This is a genomic window from Stutzerimonas stutzeri SDM-LAC (assembly GCF_000235745.1).
Lineage (GTDB): Bacteria > Pseudomonadota > Gammaproteobacteria > Pseudomonadales > Pseudomonadaceae > Stutzerimonas > Stutzerimonas stutzeri_H.
Genome location: NZ_AGSX01000010.1, coordinates 65,084 through 85,085 on the forward strand (window position 1 = coordinate 65,084; position 20,002 = coordinate 85,085).

Genomic DNA, 20,002 nt, shown 5'->3' on the forward strand with positions numbered 1-20,002 from the left:
GCTCAGTTCATCAGGTGGGCAAGTTTGCGAGACAGCAGCTCAACCGAATCTTCAGTGAACAGTAAGAGCAGGTCGAAATGAACGTCATGACCTTCCAGGCTGTAGCTGATTTCCACCGCCAGCGTATTTTTCCAGCGTTTTCGGTTCACACGAATAAGCTCGTCGATCGAGGCATGCTGGCCCAGCACCTGTGGGTGCCCCTGCGAAAAAACCACGTCGATCTGGTCTGCAATGCCGCTCAGGCATGCGCTGATCAGCAGACTGGACAGGTCCAGCAGCATTTCCAGTTCGAGGTAATCATCGGCGCGCATCAAACGCGCCATATCGGCAATCTCAGAGTCATGGAAAATCAGCAGCGCCTCGCCGGCAATGCCGCCGCCGATATAACCCTGGCACACCGCCGACAGTTTGTCGCCTTGAGCCGCATCGGCCAGGGCCATGTGCAGCTCGCCGACTTCGAGAATATTCACATTCGGGATGGGCAGTTGAACGAATACGCCTAACACCTTGGCAAGCAATGCCGCCGCGCGCCCCATCGCAACGTTGACCACCTCGCGAAAGGCGTCACGAAACGCGATCGGCCCTGCGTTTCGTTCTCCGAGCGCTGGCAGTTGGCTGCCGACCACCCCGAGGCCCGCAAGGGTCTGTTGCAAATGCGTGGGATCGGCGGGCTTGCGAATGAACGCCAGCGCTCCCAGCTCCAGCACCCGGCGCACTGCCTCTTCCTGGACGTCCGCCGAAATCACGATGACCTTGCACGCCAGCTGCTCGTCGCGAAGAACGGCCAGAAGCTCGTAGCCGTCCATGTCTGGCATGGTCAGATCAAGCAACAAGAGGTCGATGTCGCCTTCGCGAATTCTTTCAAGCGCCTCGCGACCGCTGGCAGCCTGACAAATATCCAGCGGCCATTCAGCCGGCAGCGCGCGCAGCAATTGCTTGCGCGCCAGGCTCGAATCATCGCAAATCAAAAGGGAAACGGCAGACATGCAGCGCTCGCTCACTTAGCCAGGCCTCTGGAACCTGGACAGCTTATCTCAGCAAACGAGCGCCGTGGGGAGGACGCGAGACAATAGTGGCGTTATGCCATCGAGCTGACCGAAACAACCATCGTTTCGGCTATTACCTCGTCAGTAGTAGGCGTTGTCCCGATTGGTGTGGTCGGTCACGTCGCGCACGCCCTTCAACTCAGGGATCCGTGCCAGCAAGGTTTTCTCAATCCCTTCCTTGAGGGTCACATCAGCCTGCCCACAGCCTTGGCAACCGCCACCGAACTGCAACACTGCCACCCCTTCATCCACAACATCGATCAATGTCACCTGCCCGCCGTGGCTGGCAAGGCCGGGATTGATTTCCGTCTGCAGGTAGTAATTGATGCGCTCATTGAGCGGACTATCATCATTGACCATCGGCACCTTGGCGTTCGGAGCCTTGATCGTAAGCTGCCCGCCCATGCGGTCGGTTGCGTAGTCAACCAGTGCGTCTTCCAGAAAGGGTTCGCTGATACAGTCGATCCAGGCGGTGAAACTCTTGAGGGCAATCGCGACGTCGTCCGGCTTTTCCTCGCCCGGTTTGCAATAAGCGATGCAGGTTTCCGCGTACGGGGTACCAGGCTGAGTGATAAAGACCCGAATACCAATCCCGTTAGTGTTCTGCTTTTCAAGCAGATCGGCCAGGTAATCGTGTGCAGCTTCGGTAATGGTAATGGCGCTCATGGGAACTCCTCTCATACATGTTTGGCAGTGTACGCCAACCACCGGCCCGGATAAAGTCCTAGCATTTTAGTAGGAAATAGAGAAATTGGAGAACCACGCTGATACGCAGCGGGTTCAGCCCAGCTGTCGCTCCCTGGCTCCCGCCACCGCCGATCAGCGTACACACCGCGTCGGACGAGATGACATCGCCGCCTTCCCACATCATCTTCCCCCTCGACCACCCACATGAATCAAATTCATGAAAAGCGGGCGGTGATCAAAAATCATGCAGCTTTGCTATCATTCGCCATTCTCGTAACCAGCTTCAGGTAGTATTCATGCTCGACCGAAACGCACGTCTCCAGGCTCTCCAGCAAGCCCTCCAGCAGCGAATCCTGATTCTCGACGGCGGCATGGGCACCATGATCCAGAGCTACAAGCTGGAGGAGTCCGACTACCGTGGCGAACGCTTCGCCGACTGGCCGCAGGATCTGAAGGGTAATAACGACCTGCTGATCCTCACTCGTCCGGACGCCATCAGCGCTATCGAAAAAGCCTATTTCGATGCCGGCGCCGACATCGTTGAGACCAATACCTTCAACGCCACACGCGTTTCCCAAGCCGATTACGGCATGGAAGAGCTGGTTTACGAACTGAACGTCGAAGGCGCCCGCCTCGCTCGCCATGCCGCCGACGCCAAGACCGCCGAAACGCCGGACCGCCCACGCTTCGTAGCGGGCGTGCTCGGCCCGACCAGCCGCACCTGCTCGCTCTCACCCGATGTGAACAATCCGGGCTACCGCAACGTCACCTTCGACGAACTGGTGGAGAACTACAGCGAAGCCACTCGTGGTCTGATTGAAGGCGGCTCGGACCTGATTCTGATCGAGACCATTTTCGACACCCTCAATGCCAAGGCCGCGATCTTCGCAGTACAGGGCGTGTTTGAAGAGATAGGCGTCGAGCTGCCGATCATGATCTCCGGCACCATCACCGATGCCTCCGGCCGCACCTTGTCGGGGCAGACCACCGAAGCCTTCTGGAACTCCGTACGCCACGCCAAACCGATTTCGGTCGGCCTGAACTGCGCGCTCGGCGCCAAGGAGCTGCGTCCGTATCTGGAAGAGCTGTCGAACAAGGCCGAAACTCACGTCTCGGCGCACCCCAACGCCGGACTGCCGAACGCCTTCGGTGAGTACGATGAAAGCCCGGCGGAAATGGCGCGAGTGGTCGAGGAATTCGCCGCCAGTGGCTTCCTCAATATCGTCGGCGGCTGCTGCGGTACGACGCCTGCGCATATCGAGGCGATCGCCCAGGCCGTGGCCCAGTACGCACCACGCGTCATTCCGGACATTCCCAAGGCCTGCCGTCTGTCGGGTCTTGAGCCGTTTACCATCGATCGCAGCTCGTTGTTCGTCAACGTGGGTGAGCGCACCAATATCACCGGCTCGGCCAGGTTCGCCCGGCTAATTCGCGAGGACAATTACACCGAGGCGCTGGAAGTCGCCTTGCAGCAGGTCGAGGCCGGCGCGCAGGTTATCGACATCAACATGGACGAGGGCATGCTGGACTCGAAGAAGGCCATGGTGACCTTCCTCAACCTGATCGCGGGCGAGCCGGACATCTCCCGTGTGCCGATCATGATCGACTCATCAAAATGGGAGGTGATCGAAGCGGGCCTCAAGTGCATCCAGGGCAAAGGCATCGTCAACTCGATCTCGATGAAGGAAGGCGTCGAGGCGTTCAAACACCACGCTCGCCTGTGCAAGCGCTACGGCGCCGCCGTGGTGGTGATGGCCTTCGACGAAGCAGGCCAGGCCGACACCGCCGAGCGCAAGCGCGAGATCTGCCAACGTTCATACGACATCTTGGTTAACGAAGTCGGCTTCCCGCCGGAAGACATTATCTTTGACCCGAACATCTTTGCGATCGCTACCGGTATCGAGGAGCACAACAACTACGCTGTCGACTTCATCGAAGCCTGCGCCTATATCCGCGACCACCTCCCCTACGCATTGACATCGGGCGGCGTGTCCAACGTGTCGTTCTCGTTCCGCGGCAACAACCCGGTGCGCGAGGCGATCCACTCGGTCTTCCTTTATTACGCGATCCAGAACGGACTGACGATGGGCATCGTCAACGCCGGCCAGCTGGAAATCTACGACGAGATCCCCAAGAAGCTGCGTGATGCGGTCGAAGACGTCGTACTGAACCGCACGCCCAACGGCACCGAGGCACTGCTCGCGATCGCCGACGAATACAAGGGCGATGGCAGCGTCAAGGAAGCCGAAACCGAGGAATGGCGCGGTTTCAGCGTTGAAAAACGGCTGGAACATGCGCTGGTCAAGGGCATCACCACCCACATCGTTCAGGACACTGAGGAGTTCCGTCAGCAGTGCGCGCGCCCCATCGAGGTCATCGAAGGGCCGCTGATGAGCGGCATGAACGTGGTGGGCGATCTGTTCGGCTCGGGCAAGATGTTTCTGCCGCAGGTGGTCAAGTCGGCCCGTGTGATGAAGCAGGCCGTGGCGCACCTGATCCCCTTTATCGAAGCCGAGAAAGGCGACAAACCAGAAGCCAAGGGCAAGATCCTCATGGCTACGGTCAAGGGTGACGTCCACGACATCGGCAAGAACATCGTCGGCGTGGTGCTCGGCTGCAATGGTTATGACGTGGTGGATATGGGCGTCATGGTCCCGGCGGAAAAAATCCTGCAGACCGCGATTGCCGAAAAATGCGACATCATCGGCCTGTCCGGCCTGATCACGCCCTCGCTGGATGAAATGGTACATGTCGCCCGCGAGATGCAGCGCCAGGACTTCCGGCTGCCGCTGATGATTGGCGGCGCGACGACCTCCAAAGCGCACACAGCGGTGAAGATCGATCAGCACTACAAGAATGACGCGGTGGTCTACGTCACCGACGCCTCGCGCGCGGTCGGCGTCGCCACGACGCTGCTGTCGAAGGAGCTCAAGCCGGCTTTCGCGCAAAAGACCCGTGAAGAATACGCAATGATCCGCGAGCGCACCGCCAACCGCAGCGCCCGCACCGAGCGCCTCACTTACGAGCAGGCCATTGCGGTCAAACCCACGTTCGACTGGAGCGATTACGCACCGGTCAAGCCGACATTCACCGGCCGCAAGGTGCTGGAAGACATCGACCTGCGAACACTGGTGGATTACGTCGACTGGACGCCGTTCTTCATCGCCTGGGACCTTGCCGGCAAATACCCGCGCATTCTGGAAGACGAGGTGGTCGGCGAAGCCGCCACGTCGTTGTTCAACGACGCGCAAGCGATTCTGAACAAACTGATCGATGAAAAGCTGATCAAGGCCCGCGCGGTGTTTGGCTTCTGGCCGGCCAATCAGGTCGACGAGGACGATATCCAGGTCTATGGCAACGACGGCGAAGCGCTTGCAACACTGCACCACCTGCGGCAACAAACGGTGAAGACAGACGGCAAGCCGAACTTTTCGCTGGCCGACTTCGTCGCACCGAAAAGCAGCGGTGTGACCGACTACGTGGGCGGCTTCATTACCACTGCCGGTATTGGCGCCGAGGAAGTGGCCAAGGCCTATCAGGACGCCGGCGATGACTACAACTCGATCATGGTCAAAGCGCTTGCTGATCGCCTCGCCGAGGCCTGTGCCGAGTGGCTGCATCAGCAAGTGCGCAAGCAATGGTGGGGTTACGAACCGGCAGAACAACTGAGCAACGAGGAGCTGATCAAGGAGCAGTACAAAGGCATCCGCCCTGCCCCCGGATACCCGGCGTGCCCCGACCACACGGAAAAAGCCACGTTGTTCAAGTTACTGGACAGCGACGGAGCAAGCCAAGTGACGCTGACCGAGCACTTCGCGATGTTTCCGACCGCAGCGGTCAGCGGCTGGTACTTCGCCCATCCCAAGGCGCAGTACTTTGCGGTAGGCAAGATCGACAAGGACCAGGCCGAGAGCTACAGCAAGCGCAAAGGGCAGGATCTTGCCGTAACCGAGCGCTGGTTGATGCCCAACCTCGGCTACGATAGCTGAACAGAGCCGAACATGGCCGCACCCTCCTGACTGGCGTCGCGGCCATGACTGTCAATCAACGCCACCTCTATGCGAAGCCCGCAATGCCTACCGAAACCCGCTACCTGCTCGATGAACTGGAAACCGCCGACATGCTCGAGGTCGACGGCCTGCATGCCTGGCAATTTACCCTCAGCGAGGAACTGCTCGATCGCGCCGAGGCCGCCGCGATCGCCAGTGAACCCTTCGCCAGCGATGACATCGTGGTGCGCATCGAGTCGCTCGATGGCCGCGAGCGGCGCCACTGGGCGTTCAGCTACAACAGCGTGATGGAAGCGCAGCTGAACGAAGACGAACAGTACTGGACTATCGGAGAAGCACCGCAGACACGCCTACGGTGCCTCGGCGCAATCATTGCGAGTGGTGACGACGACTGACCGCCTCTCATTGCGTGCTGTCGCCACGCCGTAGCAAGAGCACGATGGCGAGCACGACCATCAAGCTACCCGGCAGCCAATGCCAGCCGATTCGTTGCGGTTGGCTGATGAACAACAGCACCATTGACACGAAAGGGACCAGATAGCTATATGCGGTGACGGCGCCGGGGGTCAGCACCGCCGTGGCCCGCTGCTGCAGGAAGAAGGTCATGCCGCTGGAGAACACACCCAGATAGATCACCAGCGCAATATCACCCAGATCCATCCGGGCTAGGGCCGTCGGTTGTTCCCAGACCAACCCGAGCGCGCCGATCAGCATCGCGCCCGTCAGCAGGCTCCAGAACGTGCGCAAACCGGCCTGTGGCGCCAGTACGCCACGGTGCAGCCCCCACTTGCTAAGCACCGGGTACATCGCCGAGGCGATACAGCCGAAGAAAAACGCCAGTTCACCAAAGCCAAACCTCAATTGCCCAAGGTCGCCGTTGCTTTCGGCCACGGCCAGCCCCAGCGCACCCAACGCACCCAGCGCCAGAATCGCCAGCAGCCGGCCCGCAGGTTGTTCGACGCCCAAGCCGCGACCGATGCAATAAGCCAGCAGCGGCACACTGACGAACAGCGTGGCCATCGACAGGGCGCTGATACGGTGCGCGGCCCAGAACATGGTGCCGAAGAAACCGGCCAAACTCAGGCCCATCAATGCATACAGAAGCAGCCCCGGCAGGCTTGGCCAGCGTTCGCGCTGGCGCAACAACAGTGGCAGCAATGCCAAGGCGGCAATGCTGAAACGGATGGCAGTGAGCAGCAACGGCGGCAAACCTTCGCTCATCAACCCCACCGCGGGAAAGGACAGGCCAACGAACAGCGCCCAGAGCAGCATGCCCAGATGCGCACCTGTGGTGCCACGCTTCGCCTCAGTCATCGCCCTGCTCCTCCAGCGTCCGCAGCAATATGCGCAGCCCGCTCGCCAAGGCCTGTCTTTGCTCCTTATCGAGCGGCGCCTGCAGGCCATCCAGGGTCGCCAGATACTCATCGAGGCAGCCGAGCAATACGGTCTGCCCTTCATCAGTAAGGCGTATCAACAGGCTGCGCCGATCGTCCGGATTGGGAACGCGCTGGATCAGCCGCGCCGCCTCGAGGCGATCGAGCCGATTAGTCATGGCACCTGAGCTGAGCACGGCGGCGTGCCGCAAGGCGTTCGGTGTAAGCCCTAGCGGTTGGCCGCTGCGATAAAGCGTCGCGAGCAGATCGAACTCGCCGTCATGCAGCCCGTGCCTGCGAAAAACATCGGCGATACGTCGGTTGAGGTATTTCGACAGTCGATACACGCGCGTAAAGATCGCCATCGGCGATGCATCGCTTTCAGGGCGAACATTTTGCCATTGAGCGAGCACGCCATCGACGTGATCGCCGCCTTTGGGCTTGCGCATAGATATCTCCATAAAAAGAATCTTTATGTAAAGCTAATTAAACGAAGAACCAAAGGCAAGCGATAACCTTGCAGGCGATGCACTGATCGACGAGTGACGTGTGAGCTAGACACGAATCCGGCTGCAGCCGGGGCTGCGCACCGGATGGAAAGCGTTACTTCAGCTCGGACGGCGAATTGCGGACGATCTTGATCGAATGGGTGAGCGTCGGCTTACGCGTGACACTGATGGCCTTGCGCGTCACCGTGTCGATGGTGATGTTCCAGAAGCCGGTGTTGGGCACCTTGATCTTCGCTGGAAACTTGTCGAAGGCGCCGCCGTGATAGGCATGCCGGCCGCCATTCTTGAAGCTGCGGAAATTCTTGTCGTTCATCAAACGGATATTGCAGGGCTGCGAACATTCGATGATCACGAAGTCATCTTCGTTGAGGTGTTCGCGCTGGTGAATGAACTTCATGTACCGCTCCGGACCGCATTGCTGGCAAACGCGAACATTAACATGCGCACCACAGACTTGGATGCGCCCGCCGGTAATCCGGGGATGATTCGCGCCGTACGATGGTAGTGGCTAGGCTAGCCGATCCACCGCAACGTTTTTCTTTCATGCTATGGCAAGAGGAAAAGGTATGTGCAATTCGAGCGAATTCAGCAAGCGGACAGCCATCGTTACGGGAGCCGGCACCGGCCTCGGCGAAGCAATCGTTGAGCGACTGTTCACCGCCGGCGCGAACGTGGTTCTTGCCAACCGGCATCTCGAACCAGCACGCGACGTGGCGGCGCGTCTGGACCCTACCGGTGAACGAACCCTGGCGATTGCAACCGATGTACGCGACCACACCAGCGTCCGCGACATGGTCAAGGTGACGCAGGACCGATTTGGCGGGGTGCACTTCGCCGTGAACAATGCGGGCATTACCGGGCCGCATGAAATGCCGTGTCGGAGCTGGATATCGACACCTGGCATGACGTCATAGAAACCGACCTGAGCGGTGTATTTTATGGGCTCAAGTATCAGGTGCCTGCCATTGTCGCCAGCGGCGGCGGCGCGATCGTCAACATGTCTTCGGCCAATGGCGTCGTCGGGATTGCAGGACTTTGCGCCTATACCGCGGCCAAGCATGGAATCATTGGCCTGACGAAATCGGTCGCCCTCGAAACGGCCGCGCAAGGCGTGCGCGTCTGCGCCGTTGCGCCCGGCTATGTCGAGACTCCCCGTATTCGCGAGGCGGGTGACGAGCTATTGCGCACGATGGCGATGGCCCATCCGGTAGGACGGACCGCAACGCGAGCGGAAGTTGCCGATCTTGTCGCGTACCTGCTTTCTGACCACGCCGCTTTTATCACTGGCAGCGTTCACCTTATCGACGGCGGCTACACCGCACGCTAGTCAGTTCAAAATCAGTAGCACCATTAGGAGCGGGCTGGCAGTCTTCGCGTAATTTTCACGATCCGCCAGCATACTCTCGCTCCGCGCCCTGGCGCCCCAACTAACTTTCGGTCAAGGACACCTGCAGATGTCTGCGGCGCCCCGCTCAATTGATGCCACATCACCCGTTGCCCGCCGCGCCACACGCGTCGGTTTTTTCATGGCGGGATTCGGTCTGTCCATATGGGCGCCGCTGGTCCCGTATGTGCGAGAGCGCATCGAGATGAGCGACGCACTGTTCGGCACGCTGTTGCTGTGCATCGGTATTGGCTCGCTGACCTGGATGCCGTTGTCCGGGTTGCTGGTGACCCGAAGTGGCATTCGTCCAGTGGTGCTGTCCAGCGTAGGGCTATTGCTTTTAGCACTGGCCGCCATGGCGCTCACCGAATCGATCTGGATCCTCGCTTTAGCGCTGTTCTGTTTCGGTGGTAGCCTCGGCGTTATCGATGTGGTGCTCAACATCCAGGGCGTGCTGATCGAGCGCGACACCGGCAAGCGACACATGTCGAACTTTCACGGCATGTTCAGCCTGGGATCGATCTGTGGCGCGCTGGCCCTCACCGGCGCGTTGACCCTAGGCCTCGCACCGGCGACCGGCACGCTGTTGATGATCGCTGCAATCGCTTTGGCCAATCTTGCCGTCGCATCTGGATTCCTCCGCGACAGGGCACCAGGCGGCGGCGTCGCTCTTATCCGCCCTACCGGCATAGTGCTATTGGTCGGCGCCATGTGTTTCGTTGTCTACCTGGCCGAAGGTGCAGTGCTGGACTGGAGCGCCCTCTACCTCACCGAGCACAAGGCACTGGAAACCGCCAAGGGCGGGCTGGGTTATGCAAGCTTCGCGCTGATGGTAACCATCGGCCGCTTCGCCGGAGCACCTGTGGTAAGCAGCCTGGGGACCGCGCGGGTAATCGGCTATGGCGGCCTCTTGGCGGGAATCGGCATCGGCCTGAGCATCCTGACCGAGCACTGGGGGTTCGCCCTCCTCGGTTACGGCTTGTGTGGTCTGGGCTGCGCAAACGTCTCACCGGTACTGATTTCTTCCTTGAGCCGGCAGCACGACATGCCGGTGCATCAGGCCATCACCGCTGCGACCACCATTGGTTTTGCCGGCGTGCTTGCCGGCCCGGCCGTGATTGGCGTGATCGCTCACTATGGTTCGCTGACGCTCGCTTTTGGCCTGCTCGCGATGTTGTTGTTCGGACTCGCGCTAGGCAGTCGCCGCTTTAAAGAATAAGTGCCGCCGGGGCGGAGCCTGGCAATCTTCACCACACTACAGACCGAGCCTCGGCCTTTGGCTAGAATGCGCGCCCTATGCGTATCCAAGACCTTCATCAGCAGCTCACCGAGATCGGCGCCAAGCCCGTCCACATCGGTCGGGTCACGCGTGCCTGGCTCAAAGGACAGGCGCTGGATGTCGGAACTCGTCACCAGAAAACCGAAGACTTTCTGCCTCTGTCAGTGCGCAACGGCCTGCCTGCGGTCAGCGACGCCTTGGACGGACTGGTTCGGCTTCGCTCCGAACACCCAGGCGCCGATGGCTCGGCCCGCCTGTTGGTGGAGCTGGCGGACGGGCAGATGGTCGAGAGCGTGCTCTTACCTCGCGATGGGCTTTGCGTATCGAGCCAGGTGGGCTGTGCGGTGGGCTGCGTGTTTTGCATGACGGGCAAGAGCGGTTTGCTACGCCAACTCGGCAGTGCCGAGATCGTCGCCCAGGTCGCACTGGCGCGGCGTTTTCGCCCGGTCAAGAAAGTGGTGTTCATGGGCATGGGCGAGCCAGCGCACAATCTCGACAACGTGCTTGAAGCGATCGACCTGCTCGGCACCGACGGCGGCATCGGCCACAAGAACCTGGTTTTTTCCACCGTCGGCGATCCGCGGGTGTTCGAGCGGCTGCCTCGGCAGAAGGTGAAGCCGGCGCTGGCCTTATCGCTGCACAGTACCGATGCCGCGCTGCGTCGTGCGCTGCTACCACAGGCTCCCGTGTTCGATCCCGCCGAACTGGTCGAACTAGGCGAGCGCTACGCCCGGCTGGTGGACTATCCGATCCAGTACCAATGGACGTTGCTCCAGGGCATCAACGACAGCCAGGACGAGATGGACGGCATCATTCGCCTGCTTCGCGGCAAGTTCGCGATCATGAACGTCATTCCCTACAACAGCCTCGATGACGACCAGTTTCAGCGACCCGAGGCGGATCGCATTCACCAGATCATGCGCTACCTGCACGAAAACGGGGTGCTAACCAAAGTACGCAATTCCGCCGGCCAGGATATCGATGGCGGTTGCGGGCAGCTGCGTGCACGCGCCGAACGCATCGTGCGCGATCGCCGCCAGACCCCGCAAACATCCAGCCCAGAGCCGTTGCGCTGAACAAGTCGCGTATGCCGTTGTCCTAGCGCGATCCTGTCGAACCAAGCCCTCGACGGATCGATACAGACGGCGGCGATCGCGCAACCATGCCCCACGGCGGGCGACGAGAACAGCATGCATACAGTGGAACAATTGAAGCGCGGTGAGCTGACGGGCATCACCCGCCTCGACCTGTCTGAAGAGCTCGACACTTTCCCACAAGAAATCTTCGACCTGGCCGACAGCCTGGAAGTGCTCAACCTGTCCGGCAACAGGCTGAGCAGCCTGCCTGATGACCTGTCGCGCTTGCACAAGCTGCGCGTCCTGTTCTGCTCGGATAACCCGTTCACCGAGCTGCCCGCCTCGATCGGCCGCTGTCAAAATCTGGAGATGGTCGGGTTCAAGGCCTGTCGCATTCGCCACCTGCCCGCCGAAGCGCTGCCTCCCAAGCTGCGCTGGTTGATTCTCACCGACAACCAGCTCGAAAAGATGCCTGACGAGATTGGCCACTGCAGCCGTCTGCAAAAGCTGATGCTCGCGGGCAATCGGCTGGCTGCCTTACCCGAAACGCTTGCCAACTGCCGCCAGCTGGAGTTATTGCGCATCGCAGCCAATCGCATGACCGCATTACCGCAGTGGCTGTTGTCCATGCCGTGCCTGAGCTGGCTGGCGTTCGCGGGAAATCCGTTCAGCGATGCGCTGGAGGCGCAAACCTTGGCACAGCACCCGCTGCCACCGGTCGACCGCGAACAGGTCATCCTCAGAGAAGTGCTTGGCCAGGGCGCGTCCGGCGTCGTTCACCGTGCTGATTGGCAAGCGCCTGGCCAACCTGTGCAAGCCATGGCGGCCAAGCTGTTCAAAGGCAACCTGACCAGCGATGGACTGCCACACAGCGAGATGGCGGCCTGCATAGCCGCTGGCGAACACCCCAACCTGATAGCCGTTGCCGGACCACTGGCCGAACGCACCGATGCGCTACCGGGCTTGTTGATGGCACTCATCGATCCGTCATACCAGGTGCTCGCCGGCCCACCGTCATTGGTGAGCTGCACTCGGGACTGCTACGCACCGGCGCAACGGTTTTCCATAGACCAATTGCTGCGGATCGCGACAGGTGCCGCTTCGGCGACCAGTCATCTGCATGCGCTAGGCGTCCTGCACGGTGACCTCTACGCGCACAACCTGCTGGTCGATTCGCGTGGCCAAACGCTGCTCAGCGACTTCGGTGCGGCCTCGTTCTTCGATCCAGACACCTCTGAGGGCCGGGCGCTGCAGCGTCTCGAAACCCGAGCGTTCGGCTGTTTACTCGAGGAGCTGCTGGCACGCTGCGACGCCCACGACCAAGCTGATTGCCTTATGTTTCTTGAGAGCATGCAGCGTCAATGCATGCAGGAAGACCCGAGCCAACGGCCCAGCTTCACCCAATTGGTCGACCAGTTAGAAGACCTGACGCCGCAACGGAGCGTTTCGGCCAGGTAGTTGCATAAGTCACCGTCCATATCGCTCTCCGACGGCAACCTGACGCTATGCTCGCTCCAAAACCAAAACCCGATAACGCCTCTGAACGCTACGCCAGCGCCTACGATAATGTCACGCTGGATCACGACCCGTTCGTGGTCGGACTCAAGGAACGACTCCCTGCCGAGCTGCGAGAAAGCTTTACCCCGCAGCAGCTGGACGCGTTACGCAATGCGTTCGCGACCCGCTCGTGGGCCAAGCACAAGCTCGATTGGCGCGGCACCTTCAGTCTGTGGAGCAGCCAGTATTATTTCGTACTGGTTGGCGGGCGAAACAAGCGCAGCCTGAGCCGTGCTCAGCGGAGCCTGTCACTGGCGGCGAAGGCCGGCGCAATTACCGCGTTTCTGTTCTTCTCAGCGCTGGTAGGCCTGGTCGCTCTGTACCTGGTGAAGTCGGCACTCGGGATCAATCTGCTGCCAAATTACTCGCTGGGATTGTGGGACTGGTTCAAGGGCTGATAGCCGGAAGGTAGCTCATGAGCATGATGCGGCTACAGCACGCTTCAATCGCCGATCAGGATCAGTTTGCTGGCAGCCGGATCACGGAAAACCTGACCGACGCTTTGCAGCCCTTTTCCGCCGTCACCCTCAAGGCTGTCCGGCAGTTTGGGTAGCTCCCGCCCGCTCGACGGCAACTGGCTGCTTCGCTGCGGTCAGTTGTTGGAGCAAATCCGTCTGGACGACCAGCGCCGCAATCAGTCCGCAGGCCTGACGATGCAATGGCTTAGCAGGTTATTGCGCCGATCTCTGCAGAAGCAGGAATGCTGACTAAACTTCAGGACAGCCCTACGGAGACAGTTATGAACGAAGACCGGCAACCCAAATCACTCACGCTACGACAGATGCTTCAAAGCATGCTGGCCGGCGCTTTAGGCGTGCAAAGCGGGAAAAACCGCGAACGGGACTTCAGCCACGGCAAACCCAGTCACTTCATTCTTCTCGGCGTCGGGTTTACCGTAGCGTTCATCTTGGTGATTCTGGGCGTCGTCAAGCTGGTGCTCTACCTCAGCGGCGTTTAATCCGGTTCACTTAGGCCGTCTGTTACTGGTGACTCACCCAAAACACTGCTGTCGAGACCGCGAGCAGGATCAGAAAGAAGATCGCGGCGGCATCTGCACGGCTGTCACTGTCATGGCGTTTAAAATTGTCGGACACAGCGATATACCTTCTTGTTATGGATTGCATTGATTGCAGTTAAGCCCATACTCGCCGGTCCCTCAAGACCGCGCTTGAAATGCATTAAAAGCAGCGTTTCGTTCTAAACATATTCCCAAACATCACTTTTGCGCATAAACGCTAGCTGGTATCGTGCCGGCCTCCCATGAACGGGTGCGCGGCCGTGCGCGCAGAAGCTGTAGACAGCCTGAAATGACAGGACATTTATGTACGTATACGACCAGTATGACCAACACATCATCGAGGATCGCGTGCGTCAGTTCCGTGACCAGATTCGCCGCTATCTGGCGGGTGAACTGACTGACGCAGAACTGTTGCCTCTTCGCCTGCAGAACGGTCTGTACATTCAGCGCTATGCGCCGATGTTGCGCATGGCTGTGCCTTACGGACTGTTGTCGTCTACCCAGATTCGCAAGCTGGCGGATATCACGCGCAAGTACGACAAGGGCTATGCCCATATCAGTACACGGACCAACGTCCAGCTCAACTGGCCCGAGCTGGAGGATGTACCTGACATCCTCGCCGAACTGGCAACCGTGCAGATGCACTCCATCCAGACCAGCGGCAACTGCATCCGCAACACCACCACCGACCAGTTCGCCGGTGTGGCCAAGGACGAACTGATCGACCCGCGCCCCTGGTGCGAAATCATTCGCCAATGGTCGACCTTCCATCCGGAATTCGCGTTTCTTCCGCGCAAGTTCAAGATCGCGGTCAACGGCGCCGTAAGCGACCGCGCTGCCATTGAAGTGCACGACATTGGTCTTGAAGCCGTCAAGAACGACGCCGGTGAGCTGGGCTTCCGCGTGTCGGTCGGCGGCGGCCTTGGCCGTACGCCGATCGTAGGCAGCTTCATCAATGAATTCCTGCCGTGGCAGCATCTGCTGACTTATCTCGACGCGATCCTGCGCGTTTACAACCGCTATGGCCGTCGTGACAACAAGTTCAAGGCGCGGATCAAGATTCTGGTCAAAGCGCTTACTCCTGAAGTGTTCGCCGAGCGTGTGGAAGCCGAGTGGTCCTATCTGAAGGACGGCCCGAACACACTGACCGATGCCGAAGTCGCACGGATCAGCAAATTCTTCGTCGATCCAGCCTACAAGACAATTGAAGATCAGGATGAAGCGCTTGCTCAGCTGGAAGCCGAGCACCCCGGTTTCGCCCGCTGGCGCCAGCGTAACGTGGTCGCTCACAAGAAGCCTGGGTACGCCGCTGTTACCTTGTCGCTAAAAAGCACAGGCGTCGCACCCGGTGATGTCACCGACAAGCAGCTCGACGCCATCGCCGACTTGGCCGATCGCTACAGTTTCGGCGAAGTGCGTAACTCCCACGAGCAGAACATGATTCTCGCGGACGTTGAGCAATCGCAACTGTTCGAATTGTGGAACGAACTTCGCGAGCTTGGCGTTGCAACACCGAACATCGGTCTGCTTACCGATATCATCTGCTGCCCCGGCGGCGACTTCTGCTCGCTGGCCAATGCCAAGTCGATACCTATTGCCGAAGCCATCCAGCGCCGCTTCGACGACCTGGATTACCTGTTCGACATCGGCGATATCGACCTGAACATCTCTGGCTGCATGAATGCCTGTGGGCACCACCATGTGGGACACATCGGCATTCTCGGCGTGGACAAGAAAGGCGCCGAGTTCTACCAGGTTTCGCTCGGAGGCAGCTCCGGCCGCAACTCAAGCCTCGGCCAGATTCTCGGGCCGTCCTTTGCTCAGGATGTAATGCCCGACGTGATCGAAAAGATCATCGGCGTCTATGTGGAGCAACGTACAGAAGATGAACAGTTTCTCGACACTTTCCGCCGTATCGGAATCGACCCTTTCAAGGAGCGCGTCTATGCAGCGAATCATTAAGGACGGCCAGGTCATCGACGAGACCTGGCACCTGCTGCCTAAGGACGTAACTCTGGACGGATTGTCCAACTGCGACGATCTGATCGTTCCGTATCAGCTGTGGCTTGATCATGCCCATGCACTGAAGGCCCGCGATGGCGGGCTGGGGATCTGGCTGGATTCCGACGAAGCCGTGGAAGAGCTCGCTGACGATCTGGAGCACTTTCAGGTCATCGCGCTGAACTTCCCGGTCTTCACGGACGGACGGCATTACTCCAGTGCACGCCTGTTGCGCGAGCGTTACGGCTACAAAGGTGAGATACGCGCGATCGGTGACGTGTTGCGCGATCAGCTGTTCTACATGCGTCGCTGCGGCTTTGACGCGTTTGCTGTGCGCCCCGACCGCGATCCGTATGAAGCACTGGAAAGCTTGAAGGACTTCTCCGTCACCTACCAGTCTGCCGCTGACGAGCCGCTCCCGCTGTTCCGCCGTCGACAAGGCTGATTTGGCTGGTGTTGCAGTAGAAACCCTGCTCTTGCAGAGGCGCAAATCCTAGCCGCTCGGTGTTTAGCGGAAGACGATGCCCCACATATATGGGGCATCGTCGTTTATGGGATACATCCAGGCGAAGGGCGCGAGCAGAGCGGCCGGTCCCGCCGACACTCGATGAGTTGGCCCAGAAGTCCATCTGGTGCGAATGATCGAGGCTTAGGTGGCAAAGCTGGACCTGTGCGCGTGAATTCAGCAACGCTCAGCCTCAACCAGCCCCAGCCGCAAATGCCGTCTGACCTATGGTCCGGCTGGCAAGCTCAACCGCGTAATGCGTTTTTTGGTTCTACACACAAACAAGCGCCCCGATAAGTCGGGGCGTTTGTTTGTCACAGCGGTGTATGCAGCGAGGTTTTCAAACAGCCTGTTTTCGGTGGGATCTTTGTACTTACTGATACATCCAAAAGTTGGGATGCTCTATCACCTCTGGCTGTTCCATTGCGGTGATCGGGTGCTTACCAAAGGCGGCCTTGATTTTTTCTGCCAGTATTTTCATGAGCGGCTCCTGCTGCGTTGAAGTAGCGTTAGCTTCACTCAATCGATACCGGCGAACAAATCGGTTTTGACTATGATTAACAAGCAAAACGTTAATCGCCGAGAACAAGCAGATGCTGTCAATCGAGCCGAACCAACATCCTTCCCGTCTGTTGACCAGCCAAGATTCGCTCGATCGCTTCAGGTAATTGCTCCAGCGAGATTTCCTGCACCAAGTCGTCCAGATTAGGTAGTTTCCACTGCACGGAAAGCTTGTCCCACATAGAAGCCTTAACGACCAGAGGGATTTCAACCGAATCGACCCCCAGCAGATTCACCCCACGCAAGATGAACGGCAGCACATTAGCCTGAAAATTCGTCCCGGCAGTTAAGCCGCAACATGCCACGCTTCCACCACGCTGCAACGACTTCACCACATTGAACAAAATGTCCCCACCCACCGTATCGACCGCTGCTGCCCATTGCTCCTTGAGCAATGGTTTCTCGGTACCGGCCTGCAGCGCGCTACGCTCGATGATTTGCGTTGCGCCAAGCTTGCGAAGATAGTCGCCTTGTTCAGCCTTGCCCGTTACCGCCGCAACCTTGTATCCAAGGCGGCATAACAGGGCGACCGCAATGCTTCCGACACCCCCGGTCGCGCCCGTCACCAGAATCGGTGAGTCGGTCGGCTCTAGTCCTGCCTGTTCAAGTTTGTCTATGCACAGTGCCGCGGTCAGACCAGCCGTACCGAGCGCCATGGCGTCACGCAGCGAAAGCCCAACCGGACGCTTGATCACCCACCCGGCCGGAACCCGAATGTATTGGCCGAAACCGCCCGGCGTATTCATTCCAAGGTCATAACCGGTGACGATAACTTCGTCACCCACTGCAAAGTCGGCAACAGTTGATTCGGCAACCGTCCCAGCCGCATCGATGCCTGGCGTATGCGGGAAATTGCGGGTGACGCCGCGATTGCCGCTCGCTGACAGGGCGTCCTTGTAATTAAGCGAAGAGTAACTGACGCGTATCAGTACCTCGCCAGTGGGCAATTCTCCAGTGTCTCGCTCGATCAGTCGTGTCTCGAAACGCCCGCCGATCTCGTTGGTTTGCAGTGCTTGAAAACTAGCCATCAGTAAACCCCTTATTGCCAGAAACGTTGTTCATTGAGGCGGGTCCAGCCCTTCAGCACACCGCTCTCTACGGCGGCGCTTGCGGCCATACCGAATCGCTCGGGCAGACTTTTCTTTTCCGCGTAATGCAACTGGAACAAATCAGCCTCACGGGCGCGAGAAGCCAGGTATTGATCGCTCGTCTGCAACTGATCAACCAGTTGCTTGCCGAGCGCCGCGATCCCGAGCCAAACCTCGCCAGTAGCAACATCGTCAATGCACAGTTGCTGCCGATACTGAGCGACAAAGTTCTTGAACAGCTCATGGGTGGTTTCCAGATCGTCCTGGAATTTCTCCCGGCCCTTTTCCGTATTTTCGCCAAAGATCGTCAGGGTGCGTTTGTATTCGCCTGCGGTCAGCACCTCGACATCAATGTCATGCTTCTTCATCAGTCGATGGAGGTTGGGCAACTGGGCAACGACACCGATGGAACCGAGAATCGCAAAAGGTGCGCTGAGAATTTTCTGACCGATGCAGGCCATCATGTAACCGCCGCTCGCAGCTACCTTGTCGACACACACTGTTAGCGGCACCCCTGCATCGCGGATACGCACCAGCTGTGAGGCCGCGAGCCCATAGCCGTGGACCATGCCCCCGCCGCTTTCAAGGCGCAAGACAACCTCATCCTCAGGTGTGGCCATGGTCAGCAGGGCGGTAATTTCGTGACGAAGGCTCTCGACTGCCGAGGCCTTGATATCTCCATCGAAATCGAGCACGAAGACCCGAGGACGACTTTCCGGGTTTTTCCTGGCCAGTTTGGCAGCCTTTGCCTCCTGCTTGCGCTGTGATTTCAGCTGGTCCTTCTCGATGATCGATTGCTCGAGACGCTCACGCATCGATTTGTAGAAATCGTTGAGTTTGTGTACTTCGAGATGGCCACCGGCCTGTTTGGACCGGCCACGGCGAAGCGAGGCAAGCGCGATAAGTACCACCAGTACAGCGGCTACCAGCGTTACCGTCTTCGCTAAAAAGCTTGCATAGTCAGCAAGAAACTCCACAGATCCTCCTCATGATCCACCAGCGCCGCCAGCAGAACTCTGGATGGCGAAAATCACTCAAGCATACCGATTAGGGCGCCGCCTCAGCCAGAGGAAGCAGATTCAAACGAACGTATGATTTATCGTTGACACTCCACGGCGATGCCCCTACGCTCGCGAAAACTCGGTTCCGGAGCAGCGCATGGGCAGTATCTACCTGATCAGACATGGCCAGGCGTCGTTCGGCGCAGAAAACTATGATGTCCTGTCTCCACTTGGCTTTCAGCAATCCGCAGCCCTGGGTGACTATCTGAATCAACTGGGTATTCGCTTCGACCGCTGCGTAAGTGGGGAGTTGAATAGACAACAGGACACCGCCCGCGCAACCCTTAAGCAAATGGCCCCTCGCGGCGAAAGCCAGCTACCAGCTTTGGAGATTGACGCGGCTTTCAATGAGTTCCGAGCCGATGAAGTAATTCGTGCGCATATGAATGATCTATTAGCCGCTGAGCCAGAAGCCATGCACGTCTTTGCCAATGCGGCCAATCATCGCGCCGAGTTTCAGCGATTGTTCAAATATGTCATTCAGCGATGGGTATCCGGCAATCACGAAAAGCAGGGCCTCGATAGCTGGCAGAGTTTCGTGGACCGCGTACAGGCGGGGCTGAACCGATTGCTCGAGCGGGCGGACAGAAAGGATCACGTCGCTGTTTTCACATCTGGCGGTACGATTACCGCGTTGCTTCAATTGATCATCGGCGTATCGCCCATAACGGCATTCGAACTGAACTGGCAGATCGTTAACACCTCGATCAGCCGCTTGAAGTACCGCGACCAGGACGTAGCGCTGGCTTCGTTCAATAGTCATGCACACTTGGAAGTGCTTAAGAATCCGGAGCTCGTCACCTATCGATAAGCTTCAGCCACCGCGGTTCAAGCCGCACGTTTTTCC

Annotated in this window: 20 protein-coding genes; 13 read left to right on the forward strand and 7 right to left on the reverse strand. The window is 59.0% G+C overall.

Annotated features, from left to right (window positions below):
* Positions 1 to 2 precede the first annotated feature (2 nt).
* Complete coding sequence (locus PSTU_RS0101030; protein WP_019339189.1) at positions 3 to 986, reverse strand: response regulator; 984 nt, start codon at positions 984 to 986, stop codon at positions 3 to 5.
* A gap of 141 nt (positions 987 to 1,127) precedes the next feature.
* On the reverse strand, positions 1,128 to 1,712 hold the full coding sequence (gene nfuA / locus PSTU_RS0101035) for a Fe-S biogenesis protein NfuA (protein WP_019339190.1): 585 nt from the start codon (positions 1,710 to 1,712) through the stop codon (positions 1,128 to 1,130).
* Positions 1,713 to 2,029: 317 nt separating this feature from the next.
* Here nfuA and metH point away from each other — a divergent pair, with 317 nt between their 5' ends.
* Both metH and PSTU_RS0101050 read left to right on the forward strand, forming a co-directional pair.
* Complete coding sequence (gene metH / locus PSTU_RS0101045) at positions 2,030 to 5,722, forward strand: methionine synthase (RefSeq protein WP_019339192.1); 3,693 nt, start codon at positions 2,030 to 2,032, stop codon at positions 5,720 to 5,722.
* A 44-nt stretch (positions 5,723 to 5,766) separates the two neighbouring features.
* Positions 5,767 to 6,138 carry a DUF5629 family protein gene (locus tag PSTU_RS0101050; protein ID WP_019339193.1) on the forward strand — a complete coding sequence of 124 codons (372 nt, stop codon included), beginning with the start codon at positions 5,767 to 5,769 and terminating at the stop codon, positions 6,136 to 6,138.
* 7 nt (positions 6,139 to 6,145) lie between these two features.
* Here the strand turns inward: PSTU_RS0101050 and PSTU_RS0101055 are convergent, their stop codons facing one another.
* The 3 genes from PSTU_RS0101055 to PSTU_RS0101065 all read right to left on the reverse strand — a co-directional run bounded on the left by PSTU_RS0101055 (position 6,146) and on the right by PSTU_RS0101065 (position 8,022).
* Positions 6,146 to 7,057, reverse strand: a complete 912-nt coding sequence (locus PSTU_RS0101055) for a DMT family transporter (protein WP_036992439.1) — start codon at positions 7,055 to 7,057, stop codon at positions 6,146 to 6,148.
* A complete protein-coding gene (locus tag PSTU_RS0101060) occupies positions 7,050 to 7,565 on the reverse strand; it encodes a MarR family winged helix-turn-helix transcriptional regulator (RefSeq protein WP_019339195.1) in 516 nt (171 codons plus the stop codon). Before PSTU_RS0101060 ends, PSTU_RS0101055 begins: the two co-directional genes overlap by 8 nt.
* Positions 7,566 to 7,719: 154 nt before the next feature.
* Entirely contained in the window at positions 7,720 to 8,022 is a 303-nt protein-coding gene (locus tag PSTU_RS0101065) for a DUF1883 domain-containing protein (RefSeq protein ID WP_019339196.1), read from the reverse strand.
* A 169-nt stretch (positions 8,023 to 8,191) separates the two neighbouring features.
* On the opposite strand from PSTU_RS0101065, the gene PSTU_RS22140 reads away from it, so the two are divergent.
* From PSTU_RS22140 to PSTU_RS0101110, 10 genes are all read left to right on the forward strand, one after another.
* A complete protein-coding gene (locus PSTU_RS22140) occupies positions 8,192 to 8,539 on the forward strand; it encodes an SDR family NAD(P)-dependent oxidoreductase (protein WP_202799397.1) in 348 nt (115 codons plus the stop codon).
* Positions 8,500 to 8,952, forward strand: coding sequence for an SDR family NAD(P)-dependent oxidoreductase (locus PSTU_RS22145; protein WP_202799398.1), 453 nt, complete (start codon positions 8,500 to 8,502; stop codon positions 8,950 to 8,952). The genes PSTU_RS22140 and PSTU_RS22145 overlap by 40 nt, the downstream gene beginning before the upstream one ends.
* A gap of 127 nt (positions 8,953 to 9,079) precedes the next feature.
* Positions 9,080 to 10,228, forward strand: coding sequence for an MFS transporter (locus tag PSTU_RS0101075; RefSeq protein ID WP_019339197.1), 1,149 nt, complete (start codon positions 9,080 to 9,082; stop codon positions 10,226 to 10,228).
* A gap of 77 nt (positions 10,229 to 10,305) precedes the next feature.
* Positions 10,306 to 11,364, forward strand: coding sequence for an RNA methyltransferase (locus PSTU_RS0101080; protein WP_019339198.1), 1,059 nt, complete (start codon positions 10,306 to 10,308; stop codon positions 11,362 to 11,364).
* A gap of 114 nt (positions 11,365 to 11,478) precedes the next feature.
* Complete coding sequence (locus PSTU_RS0101085; RefSeq protein ID WP_019339199.1) at positions 11,479 to 12,822, forward strand: leucine-rich repeat-containing protein kinase family protein; 1,344 nt, start codon at positions 11,479 to 11,481, stop codon at positions 12,820 to 12,822.
* 47 nt (positions 12,823 to 12,869) lie between these two features.
* Positions 12,870 to 13,319 carry a hypothetical protein gene (locus PSTU_RS0101090; protein WP_019339200.1) on the forward strand — a complete coding sequence of 150 codons (450 nt, stop codon included), beginning with the start codon at positions 12,870 to 12,872 and terminating at the stop codon, positions 13,317 to 13,319.
* Positions 13,320 to 13,336: 17 nt separating this feature from the next.
* Entirely contained in the window at positions 13,337 to 13,474 is a 138-nt protein-coding gene (locus tag PSTU_RS21730; protein ID WP_019339201.1) for a hypothetical protein, read from the forward strand.
* A 186-nt stretch (positions 13,475 to 13,660) separates the two neighbouring features.
* Entirely contained in the window at positions 13,661 to 13,879 is a 219-nt protein-coding gene (locus PSTU_RS0101100; RefSeq protein ID WP_019339202.1) for a DUF2970 domain-containing protein, read from the forward strand.
* 363 nt (positions 13,880 to 14,242) lie between these two features.
* Entirely contained in the window at positions 14,243 to 15,901 is a 1,659-nt protein-coding gene (locus PSTU_RS0101105) for a nitrite/sulfite reductase (RefSeq protein WP_019339203.1), read from the forward strand.
* On the forward strand, positions 15,885 to 16,385 hold the full coding sequence (locus PSTU_RS0101110; RefSeq protein WP_019339204.1) for a DUF934 domain-containing protein: 501 nt from the start codon (positions 15,885 to 15,887) through the stop codon (positions 16,383 to 16,385). Before PSTU_RS0101105 ends, PSTU_RS0101110 begins: the two co-directional genes overlap by 17 nt.
* Positions 16,386 to 17,044: 659 nt before the next feature.
* On the opposite strand, the gene PSTU_RS0101120 is transcribed toward PSTU_RS0101110, so the two are convergent.
* Positions 17,045 to 18,034: a YhdH/YhfP family quinone oxidoreductase gene (locus PSTU_RS0101120; RefSeq protein ID WP_019339206.1), complete on the reverse strand. Its 990-nt coding sequence runs from the start codon at positions 18,032 to 18,034 to the stop codon at positions 17,045 to 17,047.
* An 11-nt stretch (positions 18,035 to 18,045) separates the two neighbouring features.
* Positions 18,046 to 19,071, reverse strand: coding sequence for a protease SohB (sohB, locus tag PSTU_RS0101125; protein WP_019339207.1), 1,026 nt, complete (start codon positions 19,069 to 19,071; stop codon positions 18,046 to 18,048).
* Between the two features lie 181 nt (positions 19,072 to 19,252).
* Here sohB and PSTU_RS0101130 point away from each other — a divergent pair, with 181 nt between their 5' ends.
* The gene (locus tag PSTU_RS0101130) at positions 19,253 to 19,966 is read left to right on the forward strand and encodes a histidine phosphatase family protein (RefSeq protein ID WP_019339208.1); all 714 of its coding nucleotides are present in this window, start codon (positions 19,253 to 19,255) and stop codon (positions 19,964 to 19,966) included.
* Positions 19,967 to 20,002: the final 36 nt, after the last annotated feature.

Excerpts from the sequence above, each read along its gene's own strand:
- PSTU_RS0101030 (WP_019339189.1), bottom strand. The coding sequence starts at position 986 with ATGTCTGCCGTTTCCCTTTTGATTTGCGATGATTCGAGCCTGGCGCGC.
- nfuA (WP_019339190.1), bottom strand. The coding sequence starts at position 1,712 with ATGAGCGCCATTACCATTACCGAAGCTGCACACGATTACCTGGCCGAT.
- metH (WP_019339192.1), top strand. The coding sequence starts at position 2,030 with ATGCTCGACCGAAACGCACGTCTCCAGGCTCTCCAGCAAGCCCTCCAG.
- PSTU_RS0101050 (WP_019339193.1), top strand. The coding sequence starts at position 5,767 with ATGACTGTCAATCAACGCCACCTCTATGCGAAGCCCGCAATGCCTACC.
- PSTU_RS0101055 (WP_036992439.1), bottom strand. The coding sequence starts at position 7,057 with ATGACTGAGGCGAAGCGTGGCACCACAGGTGCGCATCTGGGCATGCTG.
- PSTU_RS0101060 (WP_019339195.1), bottom strand. The coding sequence starts at position 7,565 with ATGCGCAAGCCCAAAGGCGGCGATCACGTCGATGGCGTGCTCGCTCAA.
- PSTU_RS0101065 (WP_019339196.1), bottom strand. The coding sequence starts at position 8,022 with ATGAAGTTCATTCACCAGCGCGAACACCTCAACGAAGATGACTTCGTG.
- PSTU_RS22140 (WP_202799397.1), top strand. The coding sequence starts at position 8,192 with ATGTGCAATTCGAGCGAATTCAGCAAGCGGACAGCCATCGTTACGGGA.
- PSTU_RS0101075 (WP_019339197.1), top strand. The coding sequence starts at position 9,080 with ATGTCTGCGGCGCCCCGCTCAATTGATGCCACATCACCCGTTGCCCGC.
- PSTU_RS0101080 (WP_019339198.1), top strand. The coding sequence starts at position 10,306 with ATGCGTATCCAAGACCTTCATCAGCAGCTCACCGAGATCGGCGCCAAG.
- PSTU_RS0101085 (WP_019339199.1), top strand. The coding sequence starts at position 11,479 with ATGCATACAGTGGAACAATTGAAGCGCGGTGAGCTGACGGGCATCACC.
- PSTU_RS0101090 (WP_019339200.1), top strand. The coding sequence starts at position 12,870 with ATGCTCGCTCCAAAACCAAAACCCGATAACGCCTCTGAACGCTACGCC.
- PSTU_RS21730 (WP_019339201.1), top strand. The coding sequence starts at position 13,337 with ATGAGCATGATGCGGCTACAGCACGCTTCAATCGCCGATCAGGATCAG.
- PSTU_RS0101100 (WP_019339202.1), top strand. The coding sequence starts at position 13,661 with ATGAACGAAGACCGGCAACCCAAATCACTCACGCTACGACAGATGCTT.
- PSTU_RS0101105 (WP_019339203.1), top strand. The coding sequence starts at position 14,243 with ATGTACGTATACGACCAGTATGACCAACACATCATCGAGGATCGCGTG.
- PSTU_RS0101110 (WP_019339204.1), top strand. The coding sequence starts at position 15,885 with ATGCAGCGAATCATTAAGGACGGCCAGGTCATCGACGAGACCTGGCAC.
- PSTU_RS0101120 (WP_019339206.1), bottom strand. The coding sequence starts at position 18,034 with ATGGCTAGTTTTCAAGCACTGCAAACCAACGAGATCGGCGGGCGTTTC.
- PSTU_RS0101130 (WP_019339208.1), top strand. The coding sequence starts at position 19,253 with ATGGGCAGTATCTACCTGATCAGACATGGCCAGGCGTCGTTCGGCGCA.